General features: G+C 74.4%; 22 protein-coding genes and 1 pseudogene. 13 read left to right on the top strand and 10 right to left on the bottom strand.

Going from position 1 to position 25,114, the window contains the following annotated elements; all coding sequences use genetic code 11:
* Positions 1–3: 3 nt before the first annotated feature.
* Positions 4–1,173 carry a histidine kinase gene (locus tag DRB96_RS32650; RefSeq protein ID WP_112451697.1) on the top strand — a complete coding sequence of 390 codons (1,170 nt, stop codon included), beginning with the start codon at positions 4–6 and terminating at the stop codon, positions 1,171–1,173.
* A 95-nt stretch (positions 1,174–1,268) separates the two neighbouring features.
* Here DRB96_RS32650 and tdh read toward each other — a convergent pair whose 3' ends face one another.
* Positions 1,269–2,300, bottom strand: coding sequence for an L-threonine 3-dehydrogenase (gene tdh / locus DRB96_RS32655; RefSeq protein WP_112451698.1), 1,032 nt, complete (start codon positions 2,298–2,300; stop codon positions 1,269–1,271).
* A 206-nt stretch (positions 2,301–2,506) separates the two neighbouring features.
* Between tdh and DRB96_RS32660 the strand changes: the two genes are divergently transcribed.
* Positions 2,507–3,424, top strand: a complete 918-nt coding sequence (locus DRB96_RS32660) for an alpha/beta hydrolase (RefSeq protein WP_239517787.1) — start codon at positions 2,507–2,509, stop codon at positions 3,422–3,424.
* A gap of 21 nt (positions 3,425–3,445) precedes the next feature.
* Here DRB96_RS32660 and DRB96_RS32665 read toward each other — a convergent pair whose 3' ends face one another.
* From DRB96_RS32665 to DRB96_RS32680, 4 genes are all read right to left on the bottom strand, one after another.
* Complete coding sequence (locus DRB96_RS32665) at positions 3,446–4,171, bottom strand: class I SAM-dependent methyltransferase (protein WP_112451700.1); 726 nt, start codon at positions 4,169–4,171, stop codon at positions 3,446–3,448.
* Between the two features lie 79 nt (positions 4,172–4,250).
* Positions 4,251–4,556 (bottom strand): FeoC-like transcriptional regulator, encoded by a 306-nt coding sequence (locus DRB96_RS32670; RefSeq protein WP_112451701.1) that lies wholly within the window; start codon positions 4,554–4,556, stop codon positions 4,251–4,253.
* An 83-nt stretch (positions 4,557–4,639) separates the two neighbouring features.
* A complete protein-coding gene (feoB, locus tag DRB96_RS32675) occupies positions 4,640–6,868 on the bottom strand; it encodes a ferrous iron transport protein B (protein ID WP_112451702.1) in 2,229 nt (742 codons plus the stop codon).
* Entirely contained in the window at positions 6,865–7,092 is a 228-nt protein-coding gene (locus DRB96_RS32680) for a FeoA family protein (RefSeq protein WP_112451703.1), read from the bottom strand. Before DRB96_RS32680 ends, feoB begins: the two co-directional genes overlap by 4 nt.
* A 190-nt stretch (positions 7,093–7,282) precedes the next feature.
* On the opposite strand from DRB96_RS32680, the gene DRB96_RS46100 reads away from it, so the two are divergent.
* A complete protein-coding gene (locus DRB96_RS46100) occupies positions 7,283–7,408 on the top strand; it encodes a hypothetical protein (RefSeq protein ID WP_275432040.1) in 126 nt (41 codons plus the stop codon).
* A 36-nt stretch (positions 7,409–7,444) separates the two neighbouring features.
* A complete protein-coding gene (locus DRB96_RS32685; RefSeq protein WP_112451704.1) occupies positions 7,445–9,706 on the top strand; it encodes a SpoIIE family protein phosphatase in 2,262 nt (753 codons plus the stop codon).
* 173 nt (positions 9,707–9,879) lie between these two features.
* Here the strand turns inward: DRB96_RS32685 and DRB96_RS32690 are convergent, their stop codons facing one another.
* Positions 9,880–10,998, bottom strand: a complete 1,119-nt coding sequence (locus DRB96_RS32690; protein ID WP_239516437.1) for a glycerol dehydrogenase — start codon at positions 10,996–10,998, stop codon at positions 9,880–9,882.
* A gap of 279 nt (positions 10,999–11,277) precedes the next feature.
* Between DRB96_RS32690 and dhaK the strand changes: the two genes are divergently transcribed.
* Complete coding sequence (gene dhaK / locus DRB96_RS32695) at positions 11,278–12,291, top strand: dihydroxyacetone kinase subunit DhaK (protein WP_112451706.1); 1,014 nt, start codon at positions 11,278–11,280, stop codon at positions 12,289–12,291.
* Positions 12,292–12,353: 62 nt separating this feature from the next.
* Entirely contained in the window at positions 12,354–12,812 is a 459-nt protein-coding gene (locus DRB96_RS32700) for a hypothetical protein (protein ID WP_112451707.1), read from the top strand.
* 24 nt (positions 12,813–12,836) lie between these two features.
* Here the strand turns inward: DRB96_RS32700 and DRB96_RS32705 are convergent, their stop codons facing one another.
* Positions 12,837–13,778, bottom strand: a complete 942-nt coding sequence (locus DRB96_RS32705; protein ID WP_239516932.1) for a Gfo/Idh/MocA family oxidoreductase — start codon at positions 13,776–13,778, stop codon at positions 12,837–12,839.
* A 238-nt stretch (positions 13,779–14,016) separates the two neighbouring features.
* Here DRB96_RS32705 and glnII point away from each other — a divergent pair, with 238 nt between their 5' ends.
* The 3 genes from glnII (at position 14,017) to DRB96_RS32720 (ending at position 17,099) form a co-directional block, all read left to right on the top strand.
* Entirely contained in the window at positions 14,017–15,036 is a 1,020-nt protein-coding gene (glnII, locus tag DRB96_RS32710; RefSeq protein WP_112451709.1) for a glutamine synthetase, read from the top strand.
* A gap of 188 nt (positions 15,037–15,224) precedes the next feature.
* A complete protein-coding gene (locus DRB96_RS32715; RefSeq protein ID WP_112451710.1) occupies positions 15,225–16,151 on the top strand; it encodes a hypothetical protein in 927 nt (308 codons plus the stop codon).
* A gap of 354 nt (positions 16,152–16,505) precedes the next feature.
* A complete protein-coding gene (locus DRB96_RS32720; protein ID WP_112451711.1) occupies positions 16,506–17,099 on the top strand; it encodes a winged helix-turn-helix domain-containing protein in 594 nt (197 codons plus the stop codon).
* 92 nt (positions 17,100–17,191) lie between these two features.
* Here DRB96_RS32720 and DRB96_RS32725 read toward each other — a convergent pair whose 3' ends face one another.
* Together DRB96_RS32725 and DRB96_RS32730 are read right to left on the bottom strand one after the other, a co-directional pair.
* Positions 17,192–18,682 carry a PepSY domain-containing protein gene (locus DRB96_RS32725; RefSeq protein WP_112451712.1) on the bottom strand — a complete coding sequence of 497 codons (1,491 nt, stop codon included), beginning with the start codon at positions 18,680–18,682 and terminating at the stop codon, positions 17,192–17,194.
* Positions 18,683–18,764: 82 nt separating this feature from the next.
* Positions 18,765–19,613 (bottom strand): hypothetical protein, encoded by an 849-nt coding sequence (locus tag DRB96_RS32730; protein WP_162689113.1) that lies wholly within the window; start codon positions 19,611–19,613, stop codon positions 18,765–18,767.
* A 65-nt stretch (positions 19,614–19,678) separates the two neighbouring features.
* Here DRB96_RS32730 and DRB96_RS32735 point away from each other — a divergent pair, with 65 nt between their 5' ends.
* The 3 genes from DRB96_RS32735 to DRB96_RS32745 all read left to right on the top strand — a co-directional run bounded on the left by DRB96_RS32735 (position 19,679) and on the right by DRB96_RS32745 (position 23,236).
* Positions 19,679–20,320 carry a rhomboid-like protein gene (locus tag DRB96_RS32735; protein WP_204357866.1) on the top strand — a complete coding sequence of 214 codons (642 nt, stop codon included), beginning with the start codon at positions 19,679–19,681 and terminating at the stop codon, positions 20,318–20,320.
* 58 nt (positions 20,321–20,378) lie between these two features.
* The gene (locus tag DRB96_RS32740) at positions 20,379–21,212 is read left to right on the top strand and encodes a tyrosine-protein phosphatase (protein WP_112451714.1); all 834 of its coding nucleotides are present in this window, start codon (positions 20,379–20,381) and stop codon (positions 21,210–21,212) included.
* A 101-nt stretch (positions 21,213–21,313) separates the two neighbouring features.
* Positions 21,314–23,236, top strand: coding sequence for a hypothetical protein (locus DRB96_RS32745; RefSeq protein WP_112451715.1), 1,923 nt, complete (start codon positions 21,314–21,316; stop codon positions 23,234–23,236).
* A 169-nt stretch (positions 23,237–23,405) separates the two neighbouring features.
* Here the strand turns inward: DRB96_RS32745 and DRB96_RS45285 are convergent.
* Positions 23,406–23,693 (bottom strand): annotated as a pseudogene (locus DRB96_RS45285) (epimerase); the annotation flags it as partial.
* A 295-nt stretch (positions 23,694–23,988) separates the two neighbouring features.
* Here DRB96_RS45285 and DRB96_RS32755 point away from each other — a divergent pair.
* Positions 23,989–25,014, top strand: coding sequence for a hypothetical protein (locus tag DRB96_RS32755; RefSeq protein WP_112451716.1), 1,026 nt, complete (start codon positions 23,989–23,991; stop codon positions 25,012–25,014).
* The last annotated feature ends 100 nt before the right edge of the window (positions 25,015–25,114 follow it).

A 25,114-nucleotide genomic window follows, 5' to 3' on the forward strand; every position in this document is an offset into this window, starting at 1 on the left:
CCGATGACCGCCACTTCCCGTCCGACCCTGCTCAGACGCGTGCCGCCGGGCCTGTGGGTGGCGGCCTTCTGGTCGGCCCTCATCGCGCTGCGCATGGTCCAACGGCCGAACGAGCTGCGGCATCTGGTCGACTACCACGGCAACATCGAGGACGCGCCGCTCACGGTCACCGCCCTGGTCACGACCCTGGGGGCGCTGGTGCTGACCCGCACGCCCCTGGCGGCCGTGGGCATCGCACTGGCCGGCACCGTGTTCTCGCTCGGGATGCAGGTGCGCGAGACGCCGTTCGTCCTCTTCCTCCTGGCCGACGCGGCCGTGGGCTACACCGCGGCGACCCGCCCGCGGCGGGTCTCGGTCCTCGCCGGAGTGCTCCCGGTCGGCGTGCTGGCCGGCTACTCGGTCTGGACGCTCGTACGCGGCCAGGTCCTCAACCCCTCCGTGCCCGCCGGCCTGGCCTCGACCGTGGTCATCGCCTGGCTGATCGGCAACACGATCCATCAGAACCGGGCGCACGCGGACACCCTGCGCGCCCAGGCCACGCGGCAGGCGGTCACGGCCGAGCGGCTGCGGATCGCGCGGGAGCTGCACGACATGGTCGCGCACAACATCGGCATCATCGCCATCCAGGCCGGCGTGGGCAGCCGGGTCATGGACACCCAGCCCGCCGAGACCCGCAACGCGCTCGAGGCCATCGAGGCCACCAGCCGCGAGACCCTCGCCGGGCTGCGCCGGATGCTCGGCACCCTGCGCGCCGGCGAGCGGGAGCCCGCACCGCTGGACCCGCTGCCGGGCCTGGCCGCCCTCGGCCGACTGGTCGGCCGGACCGGGGCGGCCGGGGTCCGGGTCGACGTCCGCTGGCGGGGGGACCGGCGGGACCTGCCCCCCGACGTCGACCTGGCGGCCTTCCGCATCGTCCAGGAAGCGGTCACCAACGTGGTGCGGCATTCCGGCACCCGGGAGTGCAGCGTGACCCTCGACTACCGCGAGGACGCGCTGGCCGTCGACATCGTCGACCTCGGGTCCGGCGGCGCCGTCGCGGGCTCCGGATACGGCATCGCCGGCATGCGGGAACGCGTCGGCCTGCTCCGCGGGGAGTTCAGCGCCGGACCGGGCCCGGAAGGCGGCTTCCGGGTGGCGGCCCGGCTGCCGGCGCCCGGAGCGGGGGCCCGGTGATCCGCGTCGTCCTGGTCGACGACCAGCCCCTGATCCGTACGGGCCTCAACACAGGGGAGATCGGAGGAAACGTCAGATGTGTTTAAGGGACACGGCTACGCCTGCGTCCAGTCCAGGATGATCTTGCCGCTGCGGGCGGTCGCCGCCTCGTCGAACGCGGCCTCGAAGTCCCCGTAGGCGTAGCGGCCGGTGATGACGGGGCTGAGGTCGAGCCCGCCCTCCAGCAGCACGGTCATCGCGTACCAGGTCTCGAACATCTCGCGGCCGTAGATGCCCTTGATCGTGATCATCGAGGTGACGACCTTGGCCCAGTCGACCGCGAACTCCTGCGCCGGCAGGCCCAGCATGGCGATCCGGCCGCCGTGCGTCATGTTGTCGATCATGTCGCGCATCGCCTCGCCGCGGCCGGACATCTCCAGGCCGATGTCGAAGCCCTCGCGCAGGCCGAGCTGGGCCTGCGCGTCGGCGATCGTCGCCTTGGAGACGTCGAGCGCGAGCGTGGCGCCCGCCTTGCGGGCGATCTCGAGGCGCTCCGGGCTGACGTCGGTGATGACGACGTTGCGGGCGCCCGCGTGCCGGGCCACGGCCGCCGCCATGATCCCGATCGGGCCGGCGCCGGTGATCAGCACGTCCTCGCCGACCAGCGGGAAGGAGAGCGCGGTGTGCACCGCGTTGCCGAACGGGTCGAAGATCGCGGCGACATCGAGGTCCACCTTGGTCCGGTGCACCCAGACGTTCTGCGCGGGCAGCACCACGTACTCGGCGAAGGCGCCGTCGCGGCCGACCCCGAGACCGATCGTGCTGCGGCACAAGTGGCGGCGCCCGGCCAGGCAGTTGCGGCACCTCCCGCACACCAGGTGGCCCTCGCCGCTGACCAGCGCGCCGATCTCGATGTCGGACACGTCCGCGCCGAGCGCGGCCACCTCGCCGACGAACTCGTGGCCGAGCACGAGCGGGGTCTTGACGGCACCCTGCGCCCAGCCGTCCCACGAACGGATGTGCAGGTCCGTCCCGCAGATGCCGGTGCGCAGCACCTTGATCAGCACCTCGCCGGCGCCGTACTCGGGCTCGGGAACATCCATCAGCCACAGCCCGGGCTCGGCCTTGTGCTTGACGAGTGCCTTCATGGCGTGGCTCCAGGCATGCGGAAGCGATCGCTACGGGGCGCGGCGGCCCCGCAGCGTGCGGACGCCACCAATCTGCCGACCTGCGGGGTCATCAGTCCATCGAGGATTTCTTAAGCGGGTCCACAGGCCAGCTTCACGCCTATGCTCCTGAGGTGGCGGGCAGGGGCCGGGGAGTGGTCCGGGCCGGGAATGGGGAGGTGAGGGGCGTGCCGAGTCTGCGCAGCAGAGCGCTTTCGGTCGCGCTGATCGCGGCGGGACGGCGAAGACGGTTCGGGAGCGCGGAGGCGGTCCGTGCCCGGGTGGCGGAGCCGGCACGACGGCCGGCGTCCCATCTGCCGCCGCGCTCGCTGGGCCGGATCGCGGAGGTCTCGCGGACCTTCGTCGGAGCGTGGCCCGTGTACGACGTCTCGCCGCTGGGGGCGGAGCCGACCGCCAAGGTGCTCTACGTGCACGGCGGCGGGTACATCCACGAGTTGGTCCGGCCCCACTGGTCGTTGATCAGGAAGCTGGTCACCCAGGCCCGCGCCCGGGTCGTCGTGCCGGCGTACATCCTGGCCCCGCGCGGGACCGCCGACCGGACCGTCCCGGTCGCCGCGGACCTGCTCAGCGGCCTGATCGCGAGCGGCGGCGCGGGCGGCACGGTGCTCATCGGGGATTCCGCCGGCGCCGGGCTGGCACTGGCGGCGGCCCAGCGGCTGCGCGACCGCGACCGGACCGGGGCGCAGCCGTCCCGGATCGTGCTGATCTCGCCCTGGCTGGACGTCTCCATGAGCCACCCCGACCAGGCGGCCATCGAGGCCGGCGACCCGATGCTGGCCCGCACCGGACTGCGGGAGGCCGGGCGGCTGTACGCGGGCAACCTGGCGGCCGACGACCCGCGGGTGAGCCCGCTGCACGGGTCGTTCGCGGGGCTGGCCCCCCTGACGGTGTTCACGGGCACCCGGGACGTCCTGACGACCGACAGCCGCGAACTGCTGCGCCGGGCCCGGGCGGCCGGCGTGGAGGTGGAGTTCCACGAGGAGCCGGGGCTGCCGCACGCGTACCCGCTGCTGCCCGTCCCGGAGGGCAGGGCCGCGCGCGACCTGATCGTGGCGCTGGTGCGCAGGGCGGCGACGGAGGACTGACCGCGAGGCCGTACCGGCAGGTCACGCCACGCAGTTCATCAGGGAGCCCACCGGGGCCGTGCGGTAGCGGGCCCAGTACGTCTCGTCGCGGATCGCACACGCCGGCGGGGTCCGGGTCGGCTGCCAGGAGACGGTGGAGAAGCCGGCGTCGGCGGCGGCCTCGGCGAAGTCGGCGTGGGCCCACTCCCGGCATTCGAACGGGACCGGCGGATCGGTCTCCAGCCGGGCCCGGAGCAGGGGCGCGTCGCCGCCCGGAGCCCGCTCGACGACGCTGATCCCGTACGGCGCCCAGTCCGCGTACGGGAAGGCGCCCGGGTTCGGCACGATGGCGAGGAGCCGGCCGCCGGGGCGCAGGCTGGCGCGGACGGCGCGGAACATGGCGTGCAGGGCGGGCCTGTCGTGGGCCTGGTTGAACAGGTACACGGCGGTGGCCAGGTCGAAGGGGCCCAGTCGCGGCATCCCGGCCGCGTCATCGACCAGGACGTACTCGACCTCGGCGCCCTCGGCGCCTCCCCCGCCCTCCCGCGCCCGCCGGATGCGTTCGGGACAGTTGTCGACGCCCACCGCGCGGCGGGCTCCGCCGCTCGCCAGCAGCCGGGTGGTGGTGCCGTGCCCGCAGGCCGCGTCGAGGGTGTCGAGGCCGCGGACCCCGCCGAGGGCGTCCAGGGCCGTGCGCAGGGTGAAGGCGTCGGCGACCGAGAAGGCCACCGGGGGCGTTGACGTATCCGTGTCGTACTGCTGTCGCATGTCCGCAAGCCTGCCCGGGCGCCGGCGGCGCTGCCCGGTCCCGGGGCCGGACCTCCCCCGGACGGGGTAGGCGTTCGGGTCAGCGCGTGCGGCGTACGGGGCTCAGTGCGACCAGGACCGGCCGCGCGGCGGGGCCGGCGCCGCGGCCGGCAGCCGGGCCGGGGCCCGGGGCGCCGCCGGGGCACGCCGTGCAGGAGCGCGAGGCGGCGAGGCAGCCGCCGCAGTCGGGGGCGCCGATCTCCTCGCGCCGCAGGCGGCCCTTGCGGACCCAGTAGGCGGCGAGGTCTGCGGCCTCGGCGCGGTCGATGCCGAGCCGGTCGGCGATCTGCACGAGCCCCTCGCCGGGGGTGGCCTCCTCGAAGGCGCGCAGCAGCCTGCGCAGCATGCCGGGCCCGCCGGTCCCACCGGGCCCACCGGTCCCACCGGTCCCATCGGTCCCATCGGTCCCATCGGTCCCATCGGCCCTGCTCACCACATCAGCCTCGCGATCTGGAAGACGCCGACGGCCAGCAGCCAGGCCGCCGCCAGTTGGATGCCGAACCCGATGAGGGTCAGCCGGGTGCCGATCTCGGCCCGCTGGGCGGCCAGGGAGGCCATGCAGGGGGTGTAGGAGAGGATGAAGACGAGGAAGGCCAGCGCTGCCGCCCGCGGGTGTCCGCCGGAGGCCTGGTCGAAGGTGGCGTGCAGGCTCGTGGTGAGCTTCGGGTCTCCGTCCTCCCCCGCCGAGTAGGTCTGCGCGAGGGTGGAGACCACGCCCTCCTTGGCGATCAGCCCGGTGCCGAGCGCGGCCGTGGCGTGCCAGTCGCCGAAGCCGGCCGGGGCGACGACGGGCGCGACCGCGCGGGTCACCGTGCCGAAGACGCTGTGCTCGACGCCGACGTCGCCGAAGCCGCCGTGGCCGGCTCCGGCCGGGACGGCCATGAGCAGCCACACCCCGGCCGCGGTGGCCACGATGATGCCGCCGGCGGTGCGCAGGAAGGCGGCGAGCTTCTGCCAGACCTGGGCGCCGGTGACGCGCAGGGTGGGGAGCCGGTAGGGGGGCAGTTCCAGGACGAGCGGCTCCTCCTTCATGTCTTTGAAGAGCAGGGGCCGCAGGATCAGGCCCATGAGGACGACCAGCAGCACGGAGCCGGCGTAGAGGAAGAAGACCACCGTGCCGGAGTTCGAGCCGAAGAAGATGCCCGCGATCATCACGTAGACGGCGAGGCGGGCGGTACAGCTCATGTACGGGATGAGCAGGCCGACCAGCAGCCGGTGCGAGCGGCGGTTCAGGATCCGGGTGCCCGCGAAGGCCGGGACGTTGCAGCCGAAGCCGACGACGAGCGGCAGGAAGGCGCGGCCGGGCAACCGCAGGGCGCGCATCAGGCGGTCGGCCACGAAGGCGGCGCGGGCGAAGTAGCCGGAGTCCTCCAGCAGGGCCAGCAGCACGAACATGATGATCATCAGCGGCACGAAGGTGAGTAGCTGGCCCACTCCGCTGATCAGGCCGTCGACCAGCAGGCCGGTCAGCCAGCCGGGTGCGCGGACGGCTTCGAGGAGCCGGTCGGCGCCGCCGCTGACGGGTCCGGAGACGAAGTCGCCGAGGCCGTCCTGGAGGGGTTTGGCCAGCACGGTGGTGGCCTGGAAGACGCCCCACATCACGGCGAGGAAGAACGGGATCCCGAAGGAGCGGGACAGCAGCAGCCGGTCCACCCGGTCGGTGAGCGTGGGCCTGGCCCGCGCGGGGCGGGGCGCGGCGCGCTCGACGACGGCGTGCGCCCAGGCGTAGCGCGCCTCGGCGACGAGCAGTTCGGCGTCCGCGTCGATGTCGGCGTACGCGCCGGCCTCGGTGTTCGCGTCGGCGTGGGCCCCGGTGGCGCCTTGCGGGCCGGCTCCGGAGGCCTCGGCGAGGCGGTCCGCCGCCTGCCGGGCCCGCTCGGCGAGCGCCGCGGGGACCGCGGAGGGCCGCTCCCCGCAGAGCAGGCTCACGGCCAGCCACCGCGCGGGGTGCGGGGTCCGTCCGGAGAACTCCGCGACGAGGGTCGCCAGCTCGACGGCCACGGGTGACCCGGCCGCCCAGGCGGAGGTCCGCCCGGTCCGGTGCGACGACGGCGACAGCGGCAGCGGTACCGGCAGCAGCGGCGACGGCCCGTGGGGCCCGGCGGCCAGGGCATCGGCGACGGCGTCGGCGAGCAGGTCCAGGCCGGTGCCGGTGCGCCCCTCCACCCGTACGACCGGCAGCGCGAGCTCGCGGGCCAGCGCGTCCGGGTCCGGGGGCGTGCCGCGCCGGGCGGCCACATCGGTCATGGTGAGCGCGACGACGACGGGGAGGTCGGTGTCGAGGATCTGCGAGAGCAGGTACAGGTTGCGGGCCGGGTTCGCCGCGTCGAGGGCGAAGACCACCGCGTCGGGCCGCTCCCCCGCCGGCGCGGTCAGTACGTCGCGCACCAGCGCCTCGTCCGGGGAGTCGGGCAGCAGGCTGTAGGAGCCGGGCAGGTCGGCGACGCGCACGCGGCGGCCGCTCGGGGTGCGCCAGTCCCCCTGGGCGACGGAGACGGTCTTGCCGGGCCAGTTGCCGACGCGCTGGTGGCCGCCGGTGAGGGCGTTGAAGAGGGTCGACTTGCCGACATTGGGGTTTCCCACGAGGGCGACGACGGGGGTGCCCGCTTCGCGCTCCATCGTGGCGGTGGCCCCGCCCTCGGTACCGTGGCAGCTCATCGGGACCACCTCAGCCGGCCGGCGGTACGGGAGTCCAGCGCGACCCTGGCGTCACCGAGCCCGACGAGCAGGCCTCCGGTGGCGCCCCTCGCGATCACGGTGACGTCGGCCCCCGGCACGAAGCCGAACTCCAGGAGTCGGCGCCGGCTGCCGCCGGCCCGGCCGGGTTCGATCCCCGTGATGCGTACGGTCGTTCCGGGACGGCTGTCGTTGAGCGACGGCACCGGACCTCCTTCATCGGTCTCCTTAGGCAAACCTAAGCAGTGCGGGGAGGTCCGGGAGCCGGGCGAAGTCCCTGATCGGCAGGGACTTTCAGCCCGCCGGCCCCGGCCCCTGTCCCAGCCCCAGCCCCTGCCCCTGCCCCTGCCCGGGGTACCGCACGGAGCCGCGCAGGTCACGGCCTTCACCGACGCCATGGGGGCGGGCCTGCGCACGGCGGCCGCGGTGCTGCTGCTGGCGGCGGCCGCCGTGCTGGCGGGCTACCGGGACCGCGCCCCGGCCGGAACCGGGCAGGCGACCGGACCCGGGCCGGCGGCCTGACCTGCACGCGCGGCGCCCCGGGCGCATTCTGAAGGGGTGACGGCGAGACCGGACATCGGCGGCCCCCTCACCGACGCCACGGCCCGGGTGCTCGCGCGGGCCGCTCTCGATGCGGTGCGGGCCGCCGGCGGGTACGCGGGCGGGGTCTACCTGCGCTCCGGCACCGCGGGGCTGCTGCGGATGGCGGTCCTGACCGGGATCCCGGGGCCGCTGTTCCGCCCCTGGTGGCGGATGCACGTGAACCGCCCGTACCCCGTGGCCGAGGCGTACCGCTCGGGACAGTCCGTACACCTGCCCGACGCGGAGTCCGCGATGCGGCGCTTCCCCCAGCTGATGGCCGGGCTGCCGTTCCCCTTCGGCTCGCTGTACGAGCCGGTCGCCCGCGGGCCCGAGCGCTACGGCGTGCTGGTGGTGCTGCGCCCGGCGACCCCCGGGCTCCCGGTCGGGTCGGGCGACCGGGAGCGGCTGCGCGCGGTGGCGGCCCGGCTGGCCGGGGAGCTGTCCGATCTCGCCGCGGCCGGGGCGCCCGTGGCCTGGGAGGGTGATCCGGTGTGCGTGCCCGGCTCCGGTCCGGCGGACGAGGCGCCCGGCTCCGGGGGCGGCGCCCGCGCGGCCGTGGACCGGCTGGACCAGGCCGTCCTGTCCGTGGACCGGCAGGGCGTGATCGGGTTCGCCAACTCCGCCGCCCTCGCGGGAGCCGGGAGCCTGCTCGGAGCCGAAGGTGCCGAAGGCGCCGGACTGGTCGGGCGGATGCTGTGGGAGGCCCTGCCCTGGCTCGGCCACCCCTCCTACGAGGACCATTTCCGGGCCGTGTTCCTCGCCCCCGAGCCGGTGCGCTTCCAAGCCGCCAGGCCCGGTGCGCGCCTGCCGGAGCAGTGGCTGTCGGTGGGCCTGCACGCCGGGTCCGACGGGATCACCGTCACCATCGACGTGGCCGAACCGCCCGCGTACGCACCCGAGTCGGTGGTGCGGCCCGGACCGGGGCTCGGGTCCCCCGGTCTCGGTTCGCCCGCCGACCGGGCTTCCGCCCTGTACCGTCCGGTCGCCCTCGCGATCGCGCTGACCGAGGCGGTGACGGCCCGCCAGGTGTCGGCCGTGGTCACCGAGGAGCTCCTCCCGGCGTTCGGCGGACGCCAGTTGGCGATCTACCTGCTGGAGGAGGGCCATCTGCACCTGGCCTGGGAGACGGGCTTCCCCCAGGGCTTCCTCAACCGGTTCGACGGGGTCGCGCTGGACGTCCGGCTCCCCGGGGTGGAGACCCTCACGACGGGCCGGCCGATCTTCTTCGAGTCGATGGAGCACCTGGCCTCCGCCTACCCGGGGATCCCGCTGGACGCCCACGTCGGGGCCCGCGCGTTCCTCCCGCTGATCGCCTCCGGCAGGCCGGTCGGCTCGTGCATCCTCGGCTTCGACGCGCCGCGCGGGTTCAGCCCGGAGGAGCGTACGGTGCTCACGGCGCTGGCCGGGCTGATCGCGCAGGCCCTGGAGCGGGCGCGGCGCTACGACAGCGAGGCCGCGCTGGCCCGCGGGCTCCAGGCGGCGCTGCTGCCGCACCGGCTGCCGGTGCGCGAGCACGTGGTCACGGTGGGGCGCTACCTGCCCGGCACCGCCGGGATGGACGTGGGCGGCGACTGGTACGACGTCCTCGACGCGGGCGGCGGGCGCCTCGCGCTGGTCATCGGCGACGTACAGGGCCACGGGGTGGCGGCGGCGGCCACGATGGGCCAACTACGCAGCGCGGTGCGGGCCTTCGCCCTCAGCGGCAATACGCCGGAGCAGGTGGTGCGCGGCACCAACCGGCTGCTCATCGACCTCGACCCGGGCCAGTTCGCCAGCTGCTGCTACGTCCTGCTCGACCCCGCGACGGGCCTGGCCCTCGCCGTGCGCGCCGGACATCCCCAGCCGCTGCTGCGCCGTCCGGACGGCCGGACCGAGGTGCTGGACCTGCCGGGCGGGGTGGTGCTCGGCATCGACGCCGAGGCGGACTATCCGGTCACCCGGCTACGGATCGAGCCGGGGGCGGTGCTCGCCCTGTACACCGACGGGCTGGTGGAGATCCCGGGCACGGACATCGACGTGGGGGTGGAGCGGCTGCGGGCCGCCCTGGCGGCCGCCGGCCCCGGCCCGCTGACGGAGACGGCGGACCGGCTGGTCGGCGAGGCGGGGAACTCCGCCGACCGGCCGGACGACATCGCCCTGCTGCTGGCGTCCCGGACGGCGGGACCGGACGGGGCCCGCGCCGCGGAGGACGGGCCGGACGGGGCCCGCGCGGGGGACGGCCCGCGCGGAGCCCCGTAGGACCCGCTACTCCTAGTGCTGTGACCGGAAAGGTCCACCGGGTCGCAGCGCCCGGCACGGCACCTCGCCGCGTTGTCGGACCACCGAAGTACGTCCAGTACAAGCGGCGGCCCTCCGCCTTGCGAGGCACCGCGCCGGACACCGCGACCCGCCAAACCTTCCCGGCCACAGCACTAGCAGGACTTGCCGGCGGTCGCGCGGGCGTAGGCGTCGCCCGCGATCAGGGCGTCCGCGACCATGTCGGGGGTCACCGGGAAGGGCATGTTGTGCGTGGTCTCGCCCTCCGCCGTGGCGGCGCGCCCGATGGCGAGGAGCTCCTCGCGGTCCGGGTCGCCGAGGCCGACCTCGGCGAGGGTGGTCGGGAGGCCGACGGCGCGGCTGAACTTCAGGTAGGTGTCCAGCTCGTCGGTGGGGGCGCCCTCCAGGATCAGCTGGGCGAGGGTGCCGATGTTGACCTTCTCGCCGTGCATCATGCCGTGCGTGCGGTGGGAGACGGTCAGCCCGTTGTGGATGCCGTGGGCGGCGGCGAGGCCGCAGGATTCGAAACCGAGGCCGGAGAGCAGCGTGTTGGCCTCGGTGACCTTCTCCAGCGCCGGGGTGACCACGTGCGCCTCGGCGGCCAGACGGGCCTGGGGGCCGTACTCGATCAGGGTCTCCCAGCAGAGCCGGGCGAGGCTGAGGGAGGCCATGGTGGCGAGGCCGCCGGCCATGGCCACCCGGTTCGCGGCGACGCAGACGCGGGCCTCGTACCAGGTGGCGAGCGCGTCGCCCATGCCGGAGACGACGAAGCGGCTCGGCGCGTTCGCGACGAGCGCGGTGTCGACGAGGACGAGGTTGGGGTTGCGCCGGAAGAAGGAGTAGCGCTCGAAGGCGCCCTCCTCGGTGTAGATGACGGCGAGCGCGCTGGTCGGCGCGTCGGTGGAGGCGACGGTGGGTGCGGACACGACGGCGATGTCGCCCAGCGCGTGGCCGACGGCCTTCGCGGTGTCGATGGCGGTGCCGCCGCCGATGCCGACGATGACGTCCGCGCCGGCGGCCTGGGCGGCCGCGGCCACCCGGTCGATCTCCTTCTGCGTGCAGAGCCCGCCGAAGACCTCCTTGGTCAGCTTGACCCCGGCGGCGGTGAGCGAGTCGGTGACCGCGGTGTCGACGAAGCCCCAGACGCCCTTGTCCGCGAGGACGACGGCGTTCGTCCCGAGGTGGGCGGTGTGCTCGCCCAGGTCGTTCATCGCTCCGGCGCCCTGCACGTACTTCGGCGGGCTGATCATCATGCGCGTACCGACGGTCTTCACGTGAATCCTCCTCATTGCGAATTCATTTCCGCTTGCTTATTCATCCCTATCACGGATTTGGGCGGCTCCGGCGAAATTCACGGCCCCCTCGCGGAGGGGCCTTTCCGCGCCCGCATCCGGGACCAAGGACCCGGCCTGCCCTCCAGGTTCTCCGGGGTAACGTTCCAGCCAAGTGCCCCGGAAGCGGTGGCGGATCGGCGACGGTGCCGGGTTAATACCGTCCCGCAATTCCAATTTCCGCTCCGGCCCGGCGTTCCGTGTTTCAGGAAAGAGGCCCCCGTGAAGAAGCTCATCAATTCCCCCGAGAGCGTCGTCGCCGACGCGCTGCGCGGAATGGCCGCCGCCCACCCGGGACTCCGCGTCGAGGCGGAGAGGGGCATCGTCACGCGGGCCGGCGGGGGCCCGGCGGCCGGGCAGAGCGCCGGAAGGGTGGCGGTGCTGTCGGGCGGCGGCAGCGGGCACGAGCCCCTGCACGCCGGTTTCGTCGGGCGCGGCATGCTGGCGGCGGCCGTGGCCGGACCGGTGTTCACCTCTCCGGTTCCGGACAACATCGCGCGCGCCACCTGCGCGGTGGACGCGGGCGCCGGCGTCCTGCACGTCGTGAAGAACTACACGGGCGACATCCTCAACTTCACGATGGCCGCGGAGGACTGCGAGGACGAGGGCGTGCAGGTCGAGCAGGTCGTCGTGGACGACGACGTGGCCGTCGCCCGGACGGCGAACGGTCCGGGCCGGCGCGGCACCGGGGCCACCCTGTTCGTGGAGAAGATCGCGGGCGCGCTCGCCGAGGAGGGCGCCCCCCTCGCCGAGGTCGCCGCGGTGGCCCGCAAGGTCAACGAGAACGCGCGCAGCTACGGCGTCGCCCTGACCTCCTGCACGACCCCGGCCAAGGGCAGCCCGAACTTCACGCTCGGCGAGGACGAGATCGAGCTCGGCATCGGCATCCACGGGGAGCCCGGACGCGAGCGCCGCAAGGTGATGACCGCCGCGGAGACGGCCGAGGCGATGCTCGACGCCATCCTCGACGACCTCCCGGAGGCGGCCGGCGCGCCGGTGATCCTGCTCGTCAACGGCCTGGGCGGAACCCCGCCCGTCGAGCTGTACATCATGCGGGCGGAGGTCGAGCGGGTGCTGGACGACCGCGGGATCACCGTGGCCCGCTCGCTGGTCGGCAACTACGTCACCAGCCTGGACATGGCCGGCTGCACCCTGACCCTGTGCCGCGCCGACGAAGAACTGCTGCGGCTGTGGGACGCGCCGGTGGACACGCCCTCCCTGCGCTGGGGCTGCTGAGCTCCGCCCACCGTCCCTCCCGCCCGCCGCCCCTTCCCCCGCCCCGGCGTGGGGCCGACTGGATGTTCGGCGGGGTCTACGGGACGGTGCTCGCGAGCGGCCTGCTCGCCGCGCTCGACCAGAAGGGCGGCGAGTACACGCCCTTCTACGACGCCAGCTGGGTGCTCGTCACCGCCGCCACCGCCGGCCTCGCGCACGGGTACTCGCACCACATGAGCACCCACCAGGCCGGCGGCGCCGGCCATCGGTGGCGGGTGCTCCTGCGGGCGCTGTGGAACGAGTGGCCGATGATCGCGGCCACTCTTCCCACCGTCCTGCTGCTGCTCCTCGCCGGGCTCGCCGACTGGGACTCGCACGGGGTCACCGCCCTGGGGCTCGGCCTGAACTCCGCGCTGCTGTTCGCCTGGGGCTCCTTCGTCGCCCTCCGCGTCGGCTACAAGCTCGACTCCGCCCTCCTGATCGGCATGGCCGACGCGACCATCGGGCTGGCCATCATCGTGGCCAATGCCGTCATCAAGTAGCGCCGGAAGCCGCGGCGCCGGACGTCAGTCCGGGAGCTGCCCCTCCGCCTCCGCCAGGATCTCCGTCAGCCGTGCCCCGAACTCCGCCCCCCGGGAATCCGGGACCCCCGTGCGCGCCGAGGTGAGCAGCGCGTCCAGGGCGCGGCCGTAGGCGCCCGGGACGTTGCTCCACTCCGGGAGGCCGAAGACGCCCTCGGCGCCGCGCAGTTCCAGGCCCACCCCGGCGGCCGCGCGCGGCGAGCTCAGGCTGAGGACGGCGGTGCTCGCCGCGCCGGAGGTGTGGCGCAGGGCCAGTTGGACCACGTCGGAGGGGCCCCGCGTGGCGCTGACCGCGGTGACGTCGCCGAGGACGGGGATGAGTACGGACAGGGCGTGCGGGCCGACGTCCCACAGCCCGCCCTTGGCCTTGCGCCAGGGCGAGTCGGCGTAGGCGCTGGGCTCTCCGCCGGGCGGGAAGACGGCGCCGAGCCAGTGCGCGGCGGCGGTGAACCAGCCGGAGCGCTCCGCCTGCTCGGCGACCCAGCCGGCGGTGGGCTCGGCGAAGCGGAGGGTCAGGAAGACCACGGAGGCGACCCCGTGCTCGGCCACGGCGTCGGCCACGGCGCGGGCGTCGGCCGGCGTCGTGGCGACGGGCTTGTCGAGCAGCAGATGGCATCCGGCGGCGGCCGCGCGCACGGCGAGCGGGGCCTGTACGTCGGGCGGCAGGGCGAAGGCCACGACGTCACAGTCGGCGAACAGCGCGTCGGGGTCTTCGTACACCTTCACGCCGTGCTCGCGGGCCAGCTCGGCCGCCGCTTCGGGGCGCCGGCCCCAGATGCCGGCGAACTCGGAGCCTGCGTGCGCGGCGAGCGCGGGTGCGTGGGTGCGGTGGGCCCAGGGGCCGGTACCCAGCAGTCCGACACGGGGGCGGGGCCCGGAAGCGGCCTCTTCGGCGGCATCTCCGGCGGACTTCAAATCGTACGAAATGCTCACCTGCCCAGTCTGCCCCACTCGGACGGGCGTCCGGACGCCAACCCGCACAGCCATGCCCACCTGCGGCGTAAACCTCGGTAACACGGGGTTCACACGCGGGCAACGGAAGAGAAATCGCGAGCGGGCACGCTGCGGTCTACACCGCAGAACGAATTCGCAGCACGCGAACCGCAGGACGCAACGCAGCATCCGCAGAGTCTGCGCCGGAGCGACGCACCGAAGGATGGGGCCCGTGAGTTACAAGGCTGAGTACATCTGGATCGACGGAACCGAGCCGACTGCGAAGCTGCGTTCCAAGACGAAGATCATGGCGGACGGCGACGCGCTGCCGATCTGGGGCTTCGACGGTTCGAGCACCAACCAGGCCGAGGGCCACGCCTCGGACCGCGTACTCCAGCCGGTGTTCACTTGCCCGGACCCGATCCGCGGCGGGGACAACGTCCTCGTCCTGTGCGAGGTCCTGAACATCGACATGACCCCGCACGCGTCGAACACCCGCGCGCTGCTGCGTCCGATCGCCGAGAAGTTCGCCGCTCAGGAGCCGATCTACGGCATCGAGCAGGAGTACACCTTCTTCGACGGCACCCGCCCGCTCGGCTTCCCGGTCAACGGCTTCCCGGCCGCCCAGGGCGGCTACTACTGCGGCGTCGGCTCGGACGAGATCTTCGGCCGCGACATCGTCGAGAAGCACCTGGACCACTGCCTCGCGGCGGGCCTGGCGATCTCCGGCATCAACGCCGAGGTCATGCCCGGCCAGTGGGAGTTCCAGGTCGGCCCGGTCGGCCCGCTGGAGGTCTCGGACCAGCTGTGGATCGCGCGCTGGCTGCTCTACCGCACGGCCGAGGACTTCAACGTCTCCGCGACGCTGAACCCGAAGCCGGTCAAGGGCGACTGGAACGGCGCCGGCGCGCACACCAACTTCTCCACGAAGGCGATGCGCGAGGACTACCGCGCGATCATCTCCGCGGCCGAGTCGCTGGGCGAGGGCAGCAAGCCGCTCGACCACGTCAAGAACTACGGCGCCGGCATCGACGAGCGCCTGACGGGCCTGCACGAGACGGCTCCGTGGAACGAGTACAGCTACGGCGTCTCGGACCGCGGCGCTTCCGTCCGCATCCCGTGGCAGGTGGAGAAGGACGGCAAGGGCTACATCGAGGACCGCCGCCCGAACGCGAACGTGGACCCGTACGTGGTGACCCGCCTGATCACGGACACCTGCTGCACCGCCCTGGAGAAGGACGGCCTGGTCTGAGACCGCCCGCTCCCCGCTCCACCCGTACGATTCCGGCGCCCGCCGGGCCCCCGCGGCCCGGCGGGCGCCGCCACGTCCGGGCCCGGCCGCCGCCGATGACGACGCCGCCGCTGTCGGTGCCACTGTCGGTGCCGCTGTCGGTGCCGCTGTCGCTGTCGGTGTCGGTGCCGTCTGGCACGGTGTCCCCCATGTTGGCGATCACAGTCCGTACCGAGCGGGGCCACTCCCACCGGCGTCCCGCGCTGCGCTCCCTGTCCGACCTCGTCGTCGGCCTGGGCGGAGCCGGGGACCGGTTCCTCGTCGTGGAGCGGATCCCGAGCGATCCGGACGTCTACCTCCAGGTCTGGCGCGAGGGCGGGGGCGACTACCAGCTGGAGCACCGGGCCGGCTCCCCCGAGCGGCACTTCCAGGCGTACCTCACCTCCGCGGACGAGGTCGTGGAGCTGATGGCGCTCTGGGCCCGCCGTGAGGAGGACTGGGACCTCGGCCCGGCCTGGGAGCGCCTCGACTTCCCCGCCGAAGCCCCGGCGGAGCCGCTGCCGCCCGAGGTGGAGCGGCAGTTGGAGGAGGCCGTACGGGGCTGGTTGCGCGGCGGCTACGACGACCGGGCGGCCCTCACCGAGCGCGCCGAGGAGCACCTGGCCGACGGGAACGTCCGGCCGGTCTCCCGGGAGCAGGCCGCGCAGCTGGTGGTCCGGCTCTGGCGGGAGCGGGTGGCCGAGCAGGACGGCTGGGCGGGCGAGACGGACCCGGAGCGCGTGGCGCGGGCCTTCGCCGCACTCGGCGCGGCCGGGATCACCGCGCGGGAGGACTTCGCCTGCTGCCGCGGCTGCGGGCTGGCGGAGATCCGGGGCGACGGCCCGCCGGACGCGCGCGGGTTCGTCTTCTTCCACGCGCAGTGCACGCAGGGCGCCGCCGACGGCGGGGACCTGTACCTCCTCTACGGAGCCTTCGCGACGGGCGACGACGCGGCCGACGAGGTGCGGACCGCGGCCGTGGGGCGGGAGGTGGTCGCGGCCCTGGACGCGGTGGGGCTCGAGTCCCTCTGGGACGGATCTGCCCACGATGCGATACGTGTGACCGGTTTGGACTGGCGGAAGCGGCTCACGGGCTGACGGTTCGTCGGGATTGCAAGGGGCCGTTCACGCCGTGATCATCAAATATGAGACGGCGATCCATAGAATGAGACAAGGTCTGCCCGGGCGCCCGTGCATCTGCTTGAATGGGGCCATGGCCAGCCACTTGCACACCTCGACAGGTCGCAGCGACCTCGAGCCGTTCTGGCCTTCCCGTCAGGACCACGATTTCGACCGGGTGTGTTGCCGCGCGAAGAACGCGCCGGCCCTCTAAAGCCTCCGGGATCTCCCAACCGACCTTTCCCGAGGCCTTCGGTCTGCGCGGTACGACACAAGACGACGCATGTACGCACGTCTCCTGCCGACCACTCCGCGTGAAAGAGCTGACCACTCATGGCGAACACCCGTTCCTTCGCTTCCGCCGCCTCCGCTGCGACCGCCCCCCTGACCTACCCGGCCTTCCCGCCCAGTCCGCGCCACCGCCTGCGATCCGTGGACCGGGACGAGGTGGCCCGGGTCGTGGACTTCCTCCCGCCCGGCGCCACCTGGCTGCCCGCCCCCGCGCACACCCTGCCCAGCCTGCCCGGCCAGCCGCCGATGGTCGGCTACCTGGTGCTCGTACCGGCCGACCAGCAGCCGCCGATCGCCTTCTCCCCGCAGTCCGTTCCCGCCGCCCCGGCCCCCGCGGCCCCGGCCCTCACCGGTGACGCCCTGGTCCGCATCGACCCGGCCCAGCGCACCGCCGAGGTGGACGGCGAGGTCCTGGACCTGACGTACCTGGAGTTCGAGCTGCTGGCCCACCTGGTCGCGCACCCGCACCGGGTGCACAGCCGGGACCAGCTGGTGACCACGGTCTGGGGCTACGGGCACGTCGGCGACGGCCGGACCGTGGACGTCCACGTCGCGCGGCTGCGCCGCAAATTGGGCGCCTCGCACCGCGGCGCGATCCAGACCGTGCGCCGGGTGGGGTACAAGTACGCCCCCTGAGCGCACTTATGACGGATCGGCATCCGTGCTGACATGACATCGGGCCCGTACTCACGAGGGGGAGTACGGGCCCGCTCTCATGCCGGGACCCGCTAGAGCGCCTTGGAACGGCGCGACGCCGCGAAGCCCAGCGTCAGGTCCACCGCCAGGAACACCAGCAGGCTGATCCCGAGCAGCGGCAGGAACCAGCCCACGACGGCCGTCGCGGCGGCCAGCGGCAGGAGCACCGCCACCGGGAGCTTGCGCCACGCCCCGCGCGGCTGGGCGCGGCCGACCGAGAGCGTGCGGTCCTTGGTCGGTCGGCGCAGCCACCACATGCGGTAGCCCCAGACGACCATGAACATCACCAGGACCGCCAGGGCGGCCAGCGCCAGCTGGTTGGCGAGCCCGAAGGTCAGGCCCATGTGCAGGTCGATGCCGAAGCGGGTCAGCTGGGCGGCCAGCGGGTGGTCGGCGAAGCGGAGTTCGTCCATGACACGGCCGTCGGCGGGGTCGACGGAGACCGCGTCCAGGTGCACCGGCACCTGCTTGTCCTGCTCCTTGAGCACGTACCCCTTGCCCTTGGCGGGCAGGGTGATCCGCAGGGACTCGGTGACCCCGGCGGCGCGCGCCGCCGCGACCGCGCCGTCGATGCCGATGGCGTCGGCCGGGGTGGGGGGCGCGGCCTGCGCGCCGTCGGCCGTGCCGTGCCCGGCGTGCTCGCCGCCCGCGTCGGCGGCCGGGGCGCCGCCGACCTTGGCGGAGACGGCCGGGGTGGCCCCGCCGAGGCCGTCCTTGAGCTCCCCGATGTTCTCGCCGGCGTACTTCGACCAGGTCAGGCCGGTGGCGGAGAGGCCGACGAGGCCTATCGCGATCCAGACGCCGACGGAGCCGTGCCAGGAGAGGGTCTTGCGTCGGCCCGACGCCTTGCGGTCGGGCACGACGAGCGCGGCCCTGCGGGTGCGTCGGCGGCCGATCCACAGCGCGAGCCCGCCGAGCACGACCACCCACAGCCAGCTCGCCGCGAGCTCGCTGTAGTTCCGCCCGAACTCCCCCAGCTGGAGGCTGGAGTGGAACTCGCTCAGCCACGCCCGCAGCGGCAGCGCGTCACCGACGGTGGTGAGCTTCCCGCGGACCTCGGCCGTATACGGATCGACGAACACGGTGAGGGTCTCGCCCTCGGCGAGTCCCGGGCTCTCCATGATCACCCGGGTGGTGTCCTCCGCCTCGGGCGCGGGCCACACGGAGGTCACCTCGCCCTGGGGCGCGGCGTTCTTGGCCGCGTCCACCTGCGCGCCGAGCGGCAGCGCGGTCGCGCCGACGCGGTCGACCGTCAGCTCGTCGGCGTAGAGGATCTTCTCGGCCTGCCAGGAGGCGGCGTAGAGCAGCCCGGTGGTGGCGGCGATGAACAGCAGCGGGGCGATCAGCACCCCGGCGTAGAAGTGCAGGCGCAGGAGCAGCGGCCGCAGGGCGGCCCAGGTTCCGGCGCGAGAGGGGGCCGCCGCGGGCGCTTCGGGTGCGGCCGCTGCGGATGCTTCGCCTTCGCTTGCTTCGGGTGCTTCGGGGTCCGCTGCGCGGATCTCCCGGACGTCGTCGACAGACATGGGTGTCCTAGGTGGGTGTGGGCGGAGACATGGGTGATCGGCCCCAGGTCCCGCCGCCTCACCGAGGAGGCGCGCCGTTCGGTCAGGCGCGGGCGGGACGGCCGGGGGCCGTGAGGCGGATCCGTCCGCGCGCGGGCGGCCCGCGCCGCTCGGCGGTGTGCGCGTGCACGGCCCCGCGCAGGGTGCGCGGCCGCGCGTGGGCGGCGGGGCGCGCCACGGGCGCCGGCGGGGCGGGGGTCCCGCGCGTCCACAGCAGTGCGAGGACGCGGGCGAGCGGCCGGGCGGCGAGCAGCGCGCCGGCCGCGAGGACGGAGGCGAGCCGGAACACGGCGGCCTCGCCCCGGGCCAGCCAGAGCGCGCAGAACAGCCCGGCGAGGACGTGCGCGGCGATCATGCCGAGGCCGTCGTGGGCGTGACCGGCGGCCATCCCGCCCATGCCCGCCATCCCGGCGAGGTCGGCCATCCCGGCGAGGTCGGCCATCCCGGCCATCGCGCCCGTGCCGGCCATCCCGGCCATGCCGTCCGCACCGGCCGCGCCGGCCGTCCCCGCCATGTCGGCCATGCTCGCCATGTCGGCCGTGCTCGTCATGTCCGCCATGCCGGGCATGGAGTGCGCCCCGGAAGCGCCCGCGTGGGCGCCGTTCGCGCCCACGTCCGTGCCCGCCGTGTGGTGGCTGCCGGCCGAGGCGGAGAAGACGAGGTGGAGGACCGCCTGTACGCCGAGCAGCGCGGCGGAGATGGAGAGCGGTCCGCGCCGCCGCCCGGTCCCGAGCCAGACGAGCCCTCCGGTCAGCCCGAAAGCGGACAGAAGACCCAGGAGCGGAATGTCCGTACCGGACATGTACGAATGCCCCACCGCACCCAGTGCGACAGCCACCGCCGCGAATACCGCGGCCCGCGTGGCGCGCATCGGCGCGGGGCTGTGTGACATGACCAGGGCATGCTGCCACGGGGCCCGCTCTCACTCAACGCCGCCCCGTGGTCGATCATGTTCGAATGAACCGACTGCCGTTGACAGTGCCGCTGGGCGCCGTGTACGCGGGCGGGGTCCAGCTGGGGGCGTACGCCCTGGAACGACTGGATCCGGCGGCGCGGGAGCGGCTGCTGCGCAGGTGCTCGACCCATGCCGACAACCTCGATGCCGGCCGCTGGGGGACCCTGGCGGCCAGTGCCTTCCTCGTGGAGGAGCCCATGCCGCTGCCGTACGCCCTGCTGCTGGCCGCCGTCCTCGGGTACGCGGAGTACGCGTACGGGGCCTGGTGGGCGGCCGCCGCCTTCCTGTTCGGGCACGCGGCGGCGACCCTGCTGGTCTACGGGGTCCTGCGCCGCACGGCCGGTCCGGACACCCGGCGGGCGGTGGACGTGGGCACCAGCTACGGGTTCAACACCGTGCTCGGCGCGCTGACCTCGGCGCTTCCCCCCGGGGCGGTGCGCACCACCGCCCGGGTGGGGCTGCTGGCCCTCGCGGTCCGGCCGCTCCTGCGCCGGGAGCGGACCTTCACGGACGCCGGGCACCTGGTCGCCCTGGGGCTGGGCGTGGGAGTCTCGCTGGCCGCCGATTACCTATCCGGGGCGAAATCTCGGAAAATCATAGAGCTGACACGCGTCACCCAGCGCGTGCCGGCCTCGGCCATTTAGTTCTTCGATCATTCGTTTTTCGAATGCCACCGCCACCGCCACCGTTGGAGCCGCCACGATGACCGCCACCTCCGCCACGACCGTCGCCAACCTCCGCGACCTGGGAGGCACGCCGCTCCCCGGCGGCCGCACCGTCCGCTCCGGCCTGGTCTTCCGCTCCGGCCAGCTCGACCGGCTCGACCTCGAGGCCGACCGGGTGGTGGCGGCGCTGGAGCTCCGCACGGTCCTCGACTTCCGCACCGACGTCGAGCGCGCCGAGCACCCCGACCGGATCCCGGCCGGCGCCCGCCTGCTCATAGCCGACGTCCTGGCCGACAAGGTGAACGCCGACATCGGCGGCGCGGAGGACTCCGAGGGCTCCGGTGGCCCCGGCAAGATACCCGCGGCCCAGCTCAAGGACATGCTGTCCGACCCGGTGGTGGCCGAGGAGCACCTGGGCGGCGGCAAGGCGCAGGCCCTGTTCGCGAGCGTCTACCGCTCGCTGGTGAGCTCCGGCTCCGCGCAGGCCGCGTACCGGCTGATGCTCACCGAGCTCGCCGACCCCGGGGCGGGGCCGCTGCTCTTCCACTGCACGGCGGGCAAGGACCGCACGGGCTGGGGCGCCACCGTGATCCTGTCGCTGCTCGGCGCGGACGACGAGACGCTGATGGACGAGTACCTGTCGGTCAACCCGGCGGTGCGGATCGCCTTCGCGCCGCTGATCGAGAAATTCACCGCGGCCGGCGGCGACCCGGACCTCGCGCTGGCGCTGATCGGCGTCTTCCCCTCCTACCTGGAGGCCGCGCTCGAAGAGGTGGACACCCGCTACGGCTCGATGGAGAAATACGTCCGCGAGGGCCTCGGCGTCCCCGACGGGACCGTCGAGGCGCTGCGCGCCCGCCTCACCGCCTGAGCGCAGGCCCGTCCGCGCACGCCGCAACGGGGCCCGGCCGGGCAGCGGTTGACCCGAACGTGTGCTTGGTAGACGGGTGACCATCCGACCATTCGCTCGTTCTGCTGAATGTGACTGCGCCGGATACCGCCACCCGCCCCCTCTCGCCCGACGTCGAGCAGGCCGAGGCCGCCATCGTCGAGCACTATCCGCGGCTGGTGCGGCTCGCCTACCTGGTGCTGCCGCCCTCCCTCGGCCGCAACCGGCGGGTCCTCACCGCCCATTCGCTGACCCAGCGCGCCCTGCCGCGCGGCCGGCGGGAGGCGGCCGCGGCGCAGGGCGGGGTGCCGGGCCAGCGGGGCGGGGCGGGCGCCGAGTCCGGTTACGCGTACGTCCGCCTGCGCGTGCTGCGCTCGGCCCTGGAGGCCGGGCTCCCGCTGACCTTCCGCGCCCTGCCCCGGCGGTCGCAACTGCCGCCGCTGCTCCCCCAGGTGTGGGGGCTGCGGCTGTTCCCGCGCTCCGGCGGCGCGGAGGAGCTGGCGCTCGACCAGTGGCTGGCGACCCTCGACGGGCCGGGCCGGGCCGCGTGCGTACTGCGGGCACTGGAGCGGCTGCCCGAGCCCGAGGTGCTGCGGGTGCTGACCGAGGCCGGGGTGGTCAATCCGGCCGCGGCCGTCGCCGAGTCCGGGGACCCGTCCACCGACGAGCTCTTCGCCTCCCCCGAGTTCGACCCGTGCGTGCTCCAGGCCCGGCCCACCGACCTGCTGCGCCGCCGCCGGCTGACCCGGGCCGCGATCGTCGGCGGGGCCGCCCTCGTGGTGTGCGGGGCGCTGCTCGCGCTGCCGGGCGGCGGCTGGGGGGCCGACGGGGCGGCGGCCCCGCTGTACGCGAAGAACGCGGCGGCGGAGCAGGCCCTGGACCCCGGGCAGCTGGTGCGGGTCGCGCCCACGGTCTGGCGTACGTCCTCGCGCACCGACTACTCGGGCTGGCCCGCGCGCGGGGACCGGGTCGACGACGCGGCCCTGCTGCGGCGGGCGCTGGCCGTCTGGGCCCGGCCCGGCCGCTCGGTGGTCGTCTCGGCGACGCCCGGCACGCCGTCCGGGCCGCCGATGGGGCCGCCGCAGCTGCTGTTCGCCGGGACCGTCGACCAGGCCGTCGTGGTCCTGCTGTACGACGGCCTGCGCGTGGCGCGGTACGCCGAACCGCTCCAGGGCACCGAGGTCGCGGCCCTCGACTTCGCCCGGACGGACGGCGCGTCGGCGGACACGGCGACGGGCCTGGTGCTCAGCCGGGTCGACGGCAACGTCCGCTATCTGGCGGCGCCGTGGGTGACGGGCGCGGCCCTGCGGGACCTGCTGAAGCCGGGCGAGGCCCCGGTGGCGCTGAAGCTGACGCCGGAGGGGATGACCCCGCCGGTGCCGAGTCCCGCCCCGGACGGCAGCTGCACCAGCTGGAACGCGCTGGCCGTGACCGGCGACGGCGCGACGCGGCTGATCACCGACCTGGGCGAGCTGACCCCGGCCCGGCTGACGTCGGGCGCGCCGGGCGCCGAGCGGAACGTGACGGAGGGCGCGGAGCTCGGCGAGTGGTCGCGGATCGCCTGCCTGCTGCCGTCGGTGCGCTCGCACGGGGTGCGTACGGTCAACGCGTGGACGTACGCGAAACAGCCGCTGCCCGAGGGCGACGGCACGGCGACCTGGCTGTGCACCCGGGCGGAGACCTGGCAGGGCACGGCGGACCGGGTGCAGGCGCAGTTCCTGGCCCCGGGGGCACCACTGGCCGCGCAGGCGGCGAAGGCGGAGGGTTCGCCGGCGTGCGGGCCGCGCGAGCCGCGGGTGCTGGCCGGGGTGCTGTGGAAGTCGAAGGCCGGCCAGTGGTACGTGCTGGCGGCGGGCAGCGCGCAGTTCGCCTCGTTGACGGTGGGCGGCGGCCAGGTGAGCGGGGCAGCGGTGGGCAACCGGCTGGCGGTGAAGGCTCCGGCGGGGGCGCAGGTGGAGCTGTCGGGCAAGCTCACGGACGGCTCGAAGGCGGGGGTTCTGCGGTAGCCCCGGCGGGGCGGGCCGGCGCGGCCCAAGGGAGGACGAGCAGCAGGGTCCCCTAGGAAGGGGGGTGGGGGGTGCGTAGCGCTGTGTGACTTCACCGTACGCGACAGGGGTGGCACCGACCAGGGTCGTCGGGCCGCTGCGGGCGCGGGCCCGGGCATCCGTGCCCCTGGGAGAACTCCCCGAGCACCACCCGCATGATCGGAGCCGGCACGGCGAACACCGCCGGGCGGTGCAGGACCCGGCCCATCGCGGCCGTGACCTCGCGGTTGGTCAGCGGCTCGGGGGCGGTCAGGTTCTCCGGCCCGCCCAGCGAGGGCGTGTCGAGGAGGTGGCCCAGGGCGGCGATCTCGTCGTGCATCGAGATGTGCCACCAGTACTGGCGCCCGACGCCGTGCCGGCCGCCGATGCCTGCCCTGCATATCGGCATTAGCTTCCCCCTGGCCCGCCCCTCGGCCGCCCCCGGCCCCGCTTCCCGCAGGGCGGCGGGGGAACCGCCGGCCAGCAGGACCGTGAGGAGGAGCAGACAGCTGAGGGTTCGGGACATGGTGCGGCTCCTGGATGGGGAGGTGGTGGATCGGGCGGCGACCACCCTCGTCGGGCGGTTCGCGCCGTATGTCGGCATATCGACCTGATGGGGTGTGACCCGGCCGGATGCTCAAAGTTCATACCGGCGTGCCCGCTTGGTCCACCCCTGTGAGCTGGCAATACCCTGCATGACACGGAAGTAGCAGGGCCGCATTGCGGGGGAAATCGTGACCACAGAGACAAATTCCATCGAGCTGCCGCGGCTCGACGACCGGGCCGTCGCCGTCTTCGCGTACGCGTTGTCGCAGGGCAGCCTCAAGAGGCCGCCGCACGAGGCGCCCGGGGCCCTCGGCATGACCCCGGACGAGGTCGAGGGGGCCTGCCGCACCCTGCTGGTGCTGCGGCTGCTGCGCCCGGCGCCCGGCAGTCCCGGGGAGCTGATCCCGGTCAGCCCGGACGCCGCCGCGGCGGAGGCGGTCGGCCCGCTGGAGGCCCGGGTCGCGCAGGCCGCCGCGCACGCCCAGTCCGTACGCGAGGACCTGCGCTCCCTGATGCCGCACTACCGCGCCGCCCGGCGCGCACGCGACCACCGCCAGGGCGTGGACGTGCTGGCGGACCTCGCGGCCGCTTCGGCGATGCTCACCGAGGAGTCGGCCCGCTGCCGGGAGGAGGTGTTCAGCATCCAGCCCGGCGGCGGCCGGGCCCCGCACCGCCTCGGGGACGCCATCGACCGGGACCTCGCGATGCTCGCCCGCGGGGTGCGGATGCGCACCCTCTACCAGCACTCGGCGCGGCCCAGCCTCTCCACCCAGGGGTACGTGGAGACCCTCACGGAGGCCGGCGCCGAGTACCGGACCGCCGCCGAACTGCCGGACCGGGCGGTGGTGTTCGACCGCTCGGTGGCCTTCCTGCCGCGCCGCGCCGACGGCGGCCCGGGCGAGGGGGCCGTACTGGTCCGGGACCCGGACGTGGTGGCGTACCTGTGCCGGGTGTTCGACCAGCACTGGTCCGGCGCGACCCCGTTCCACGGCGGCAGCGAGGCCGCCTACAAGGAGGTCGGCCCGAGCCTGCGCCGGGCGCTGGTCGGGCTGCTGGCCGAGGGGGCCAAGGACGAGGTGATCGCCCGGCGGATGGGCATGTCCCTGCGCACCTGTCGCCGCCACATCGCCGAACTGATGGAGGAGCTCGGCGCCGAGAGCCGGTTCCAGGGCGGCGCCCTCGCCGAACGCGCCGGACTCACCACGGCGCGGTAGGTCCTACGGCCGTCCTGGCGGCGGAGCGAGGGACGCGGAACGCGGGACGGGGAACGCGGGACGGGGAACGCCGAATGGTCGGGGCGGCCGCGGCGGGTCA

Source organism: Streptomyces sp. ICC1, assembly GCF_003287935.1.
Classification (GTDB): domain Bacteria; phylum Actinomycetota; class Actinomycetes; order Streptomycetales; family Streptomycetaceae; genus Streptomyces; species Streptomyces tritrimontium.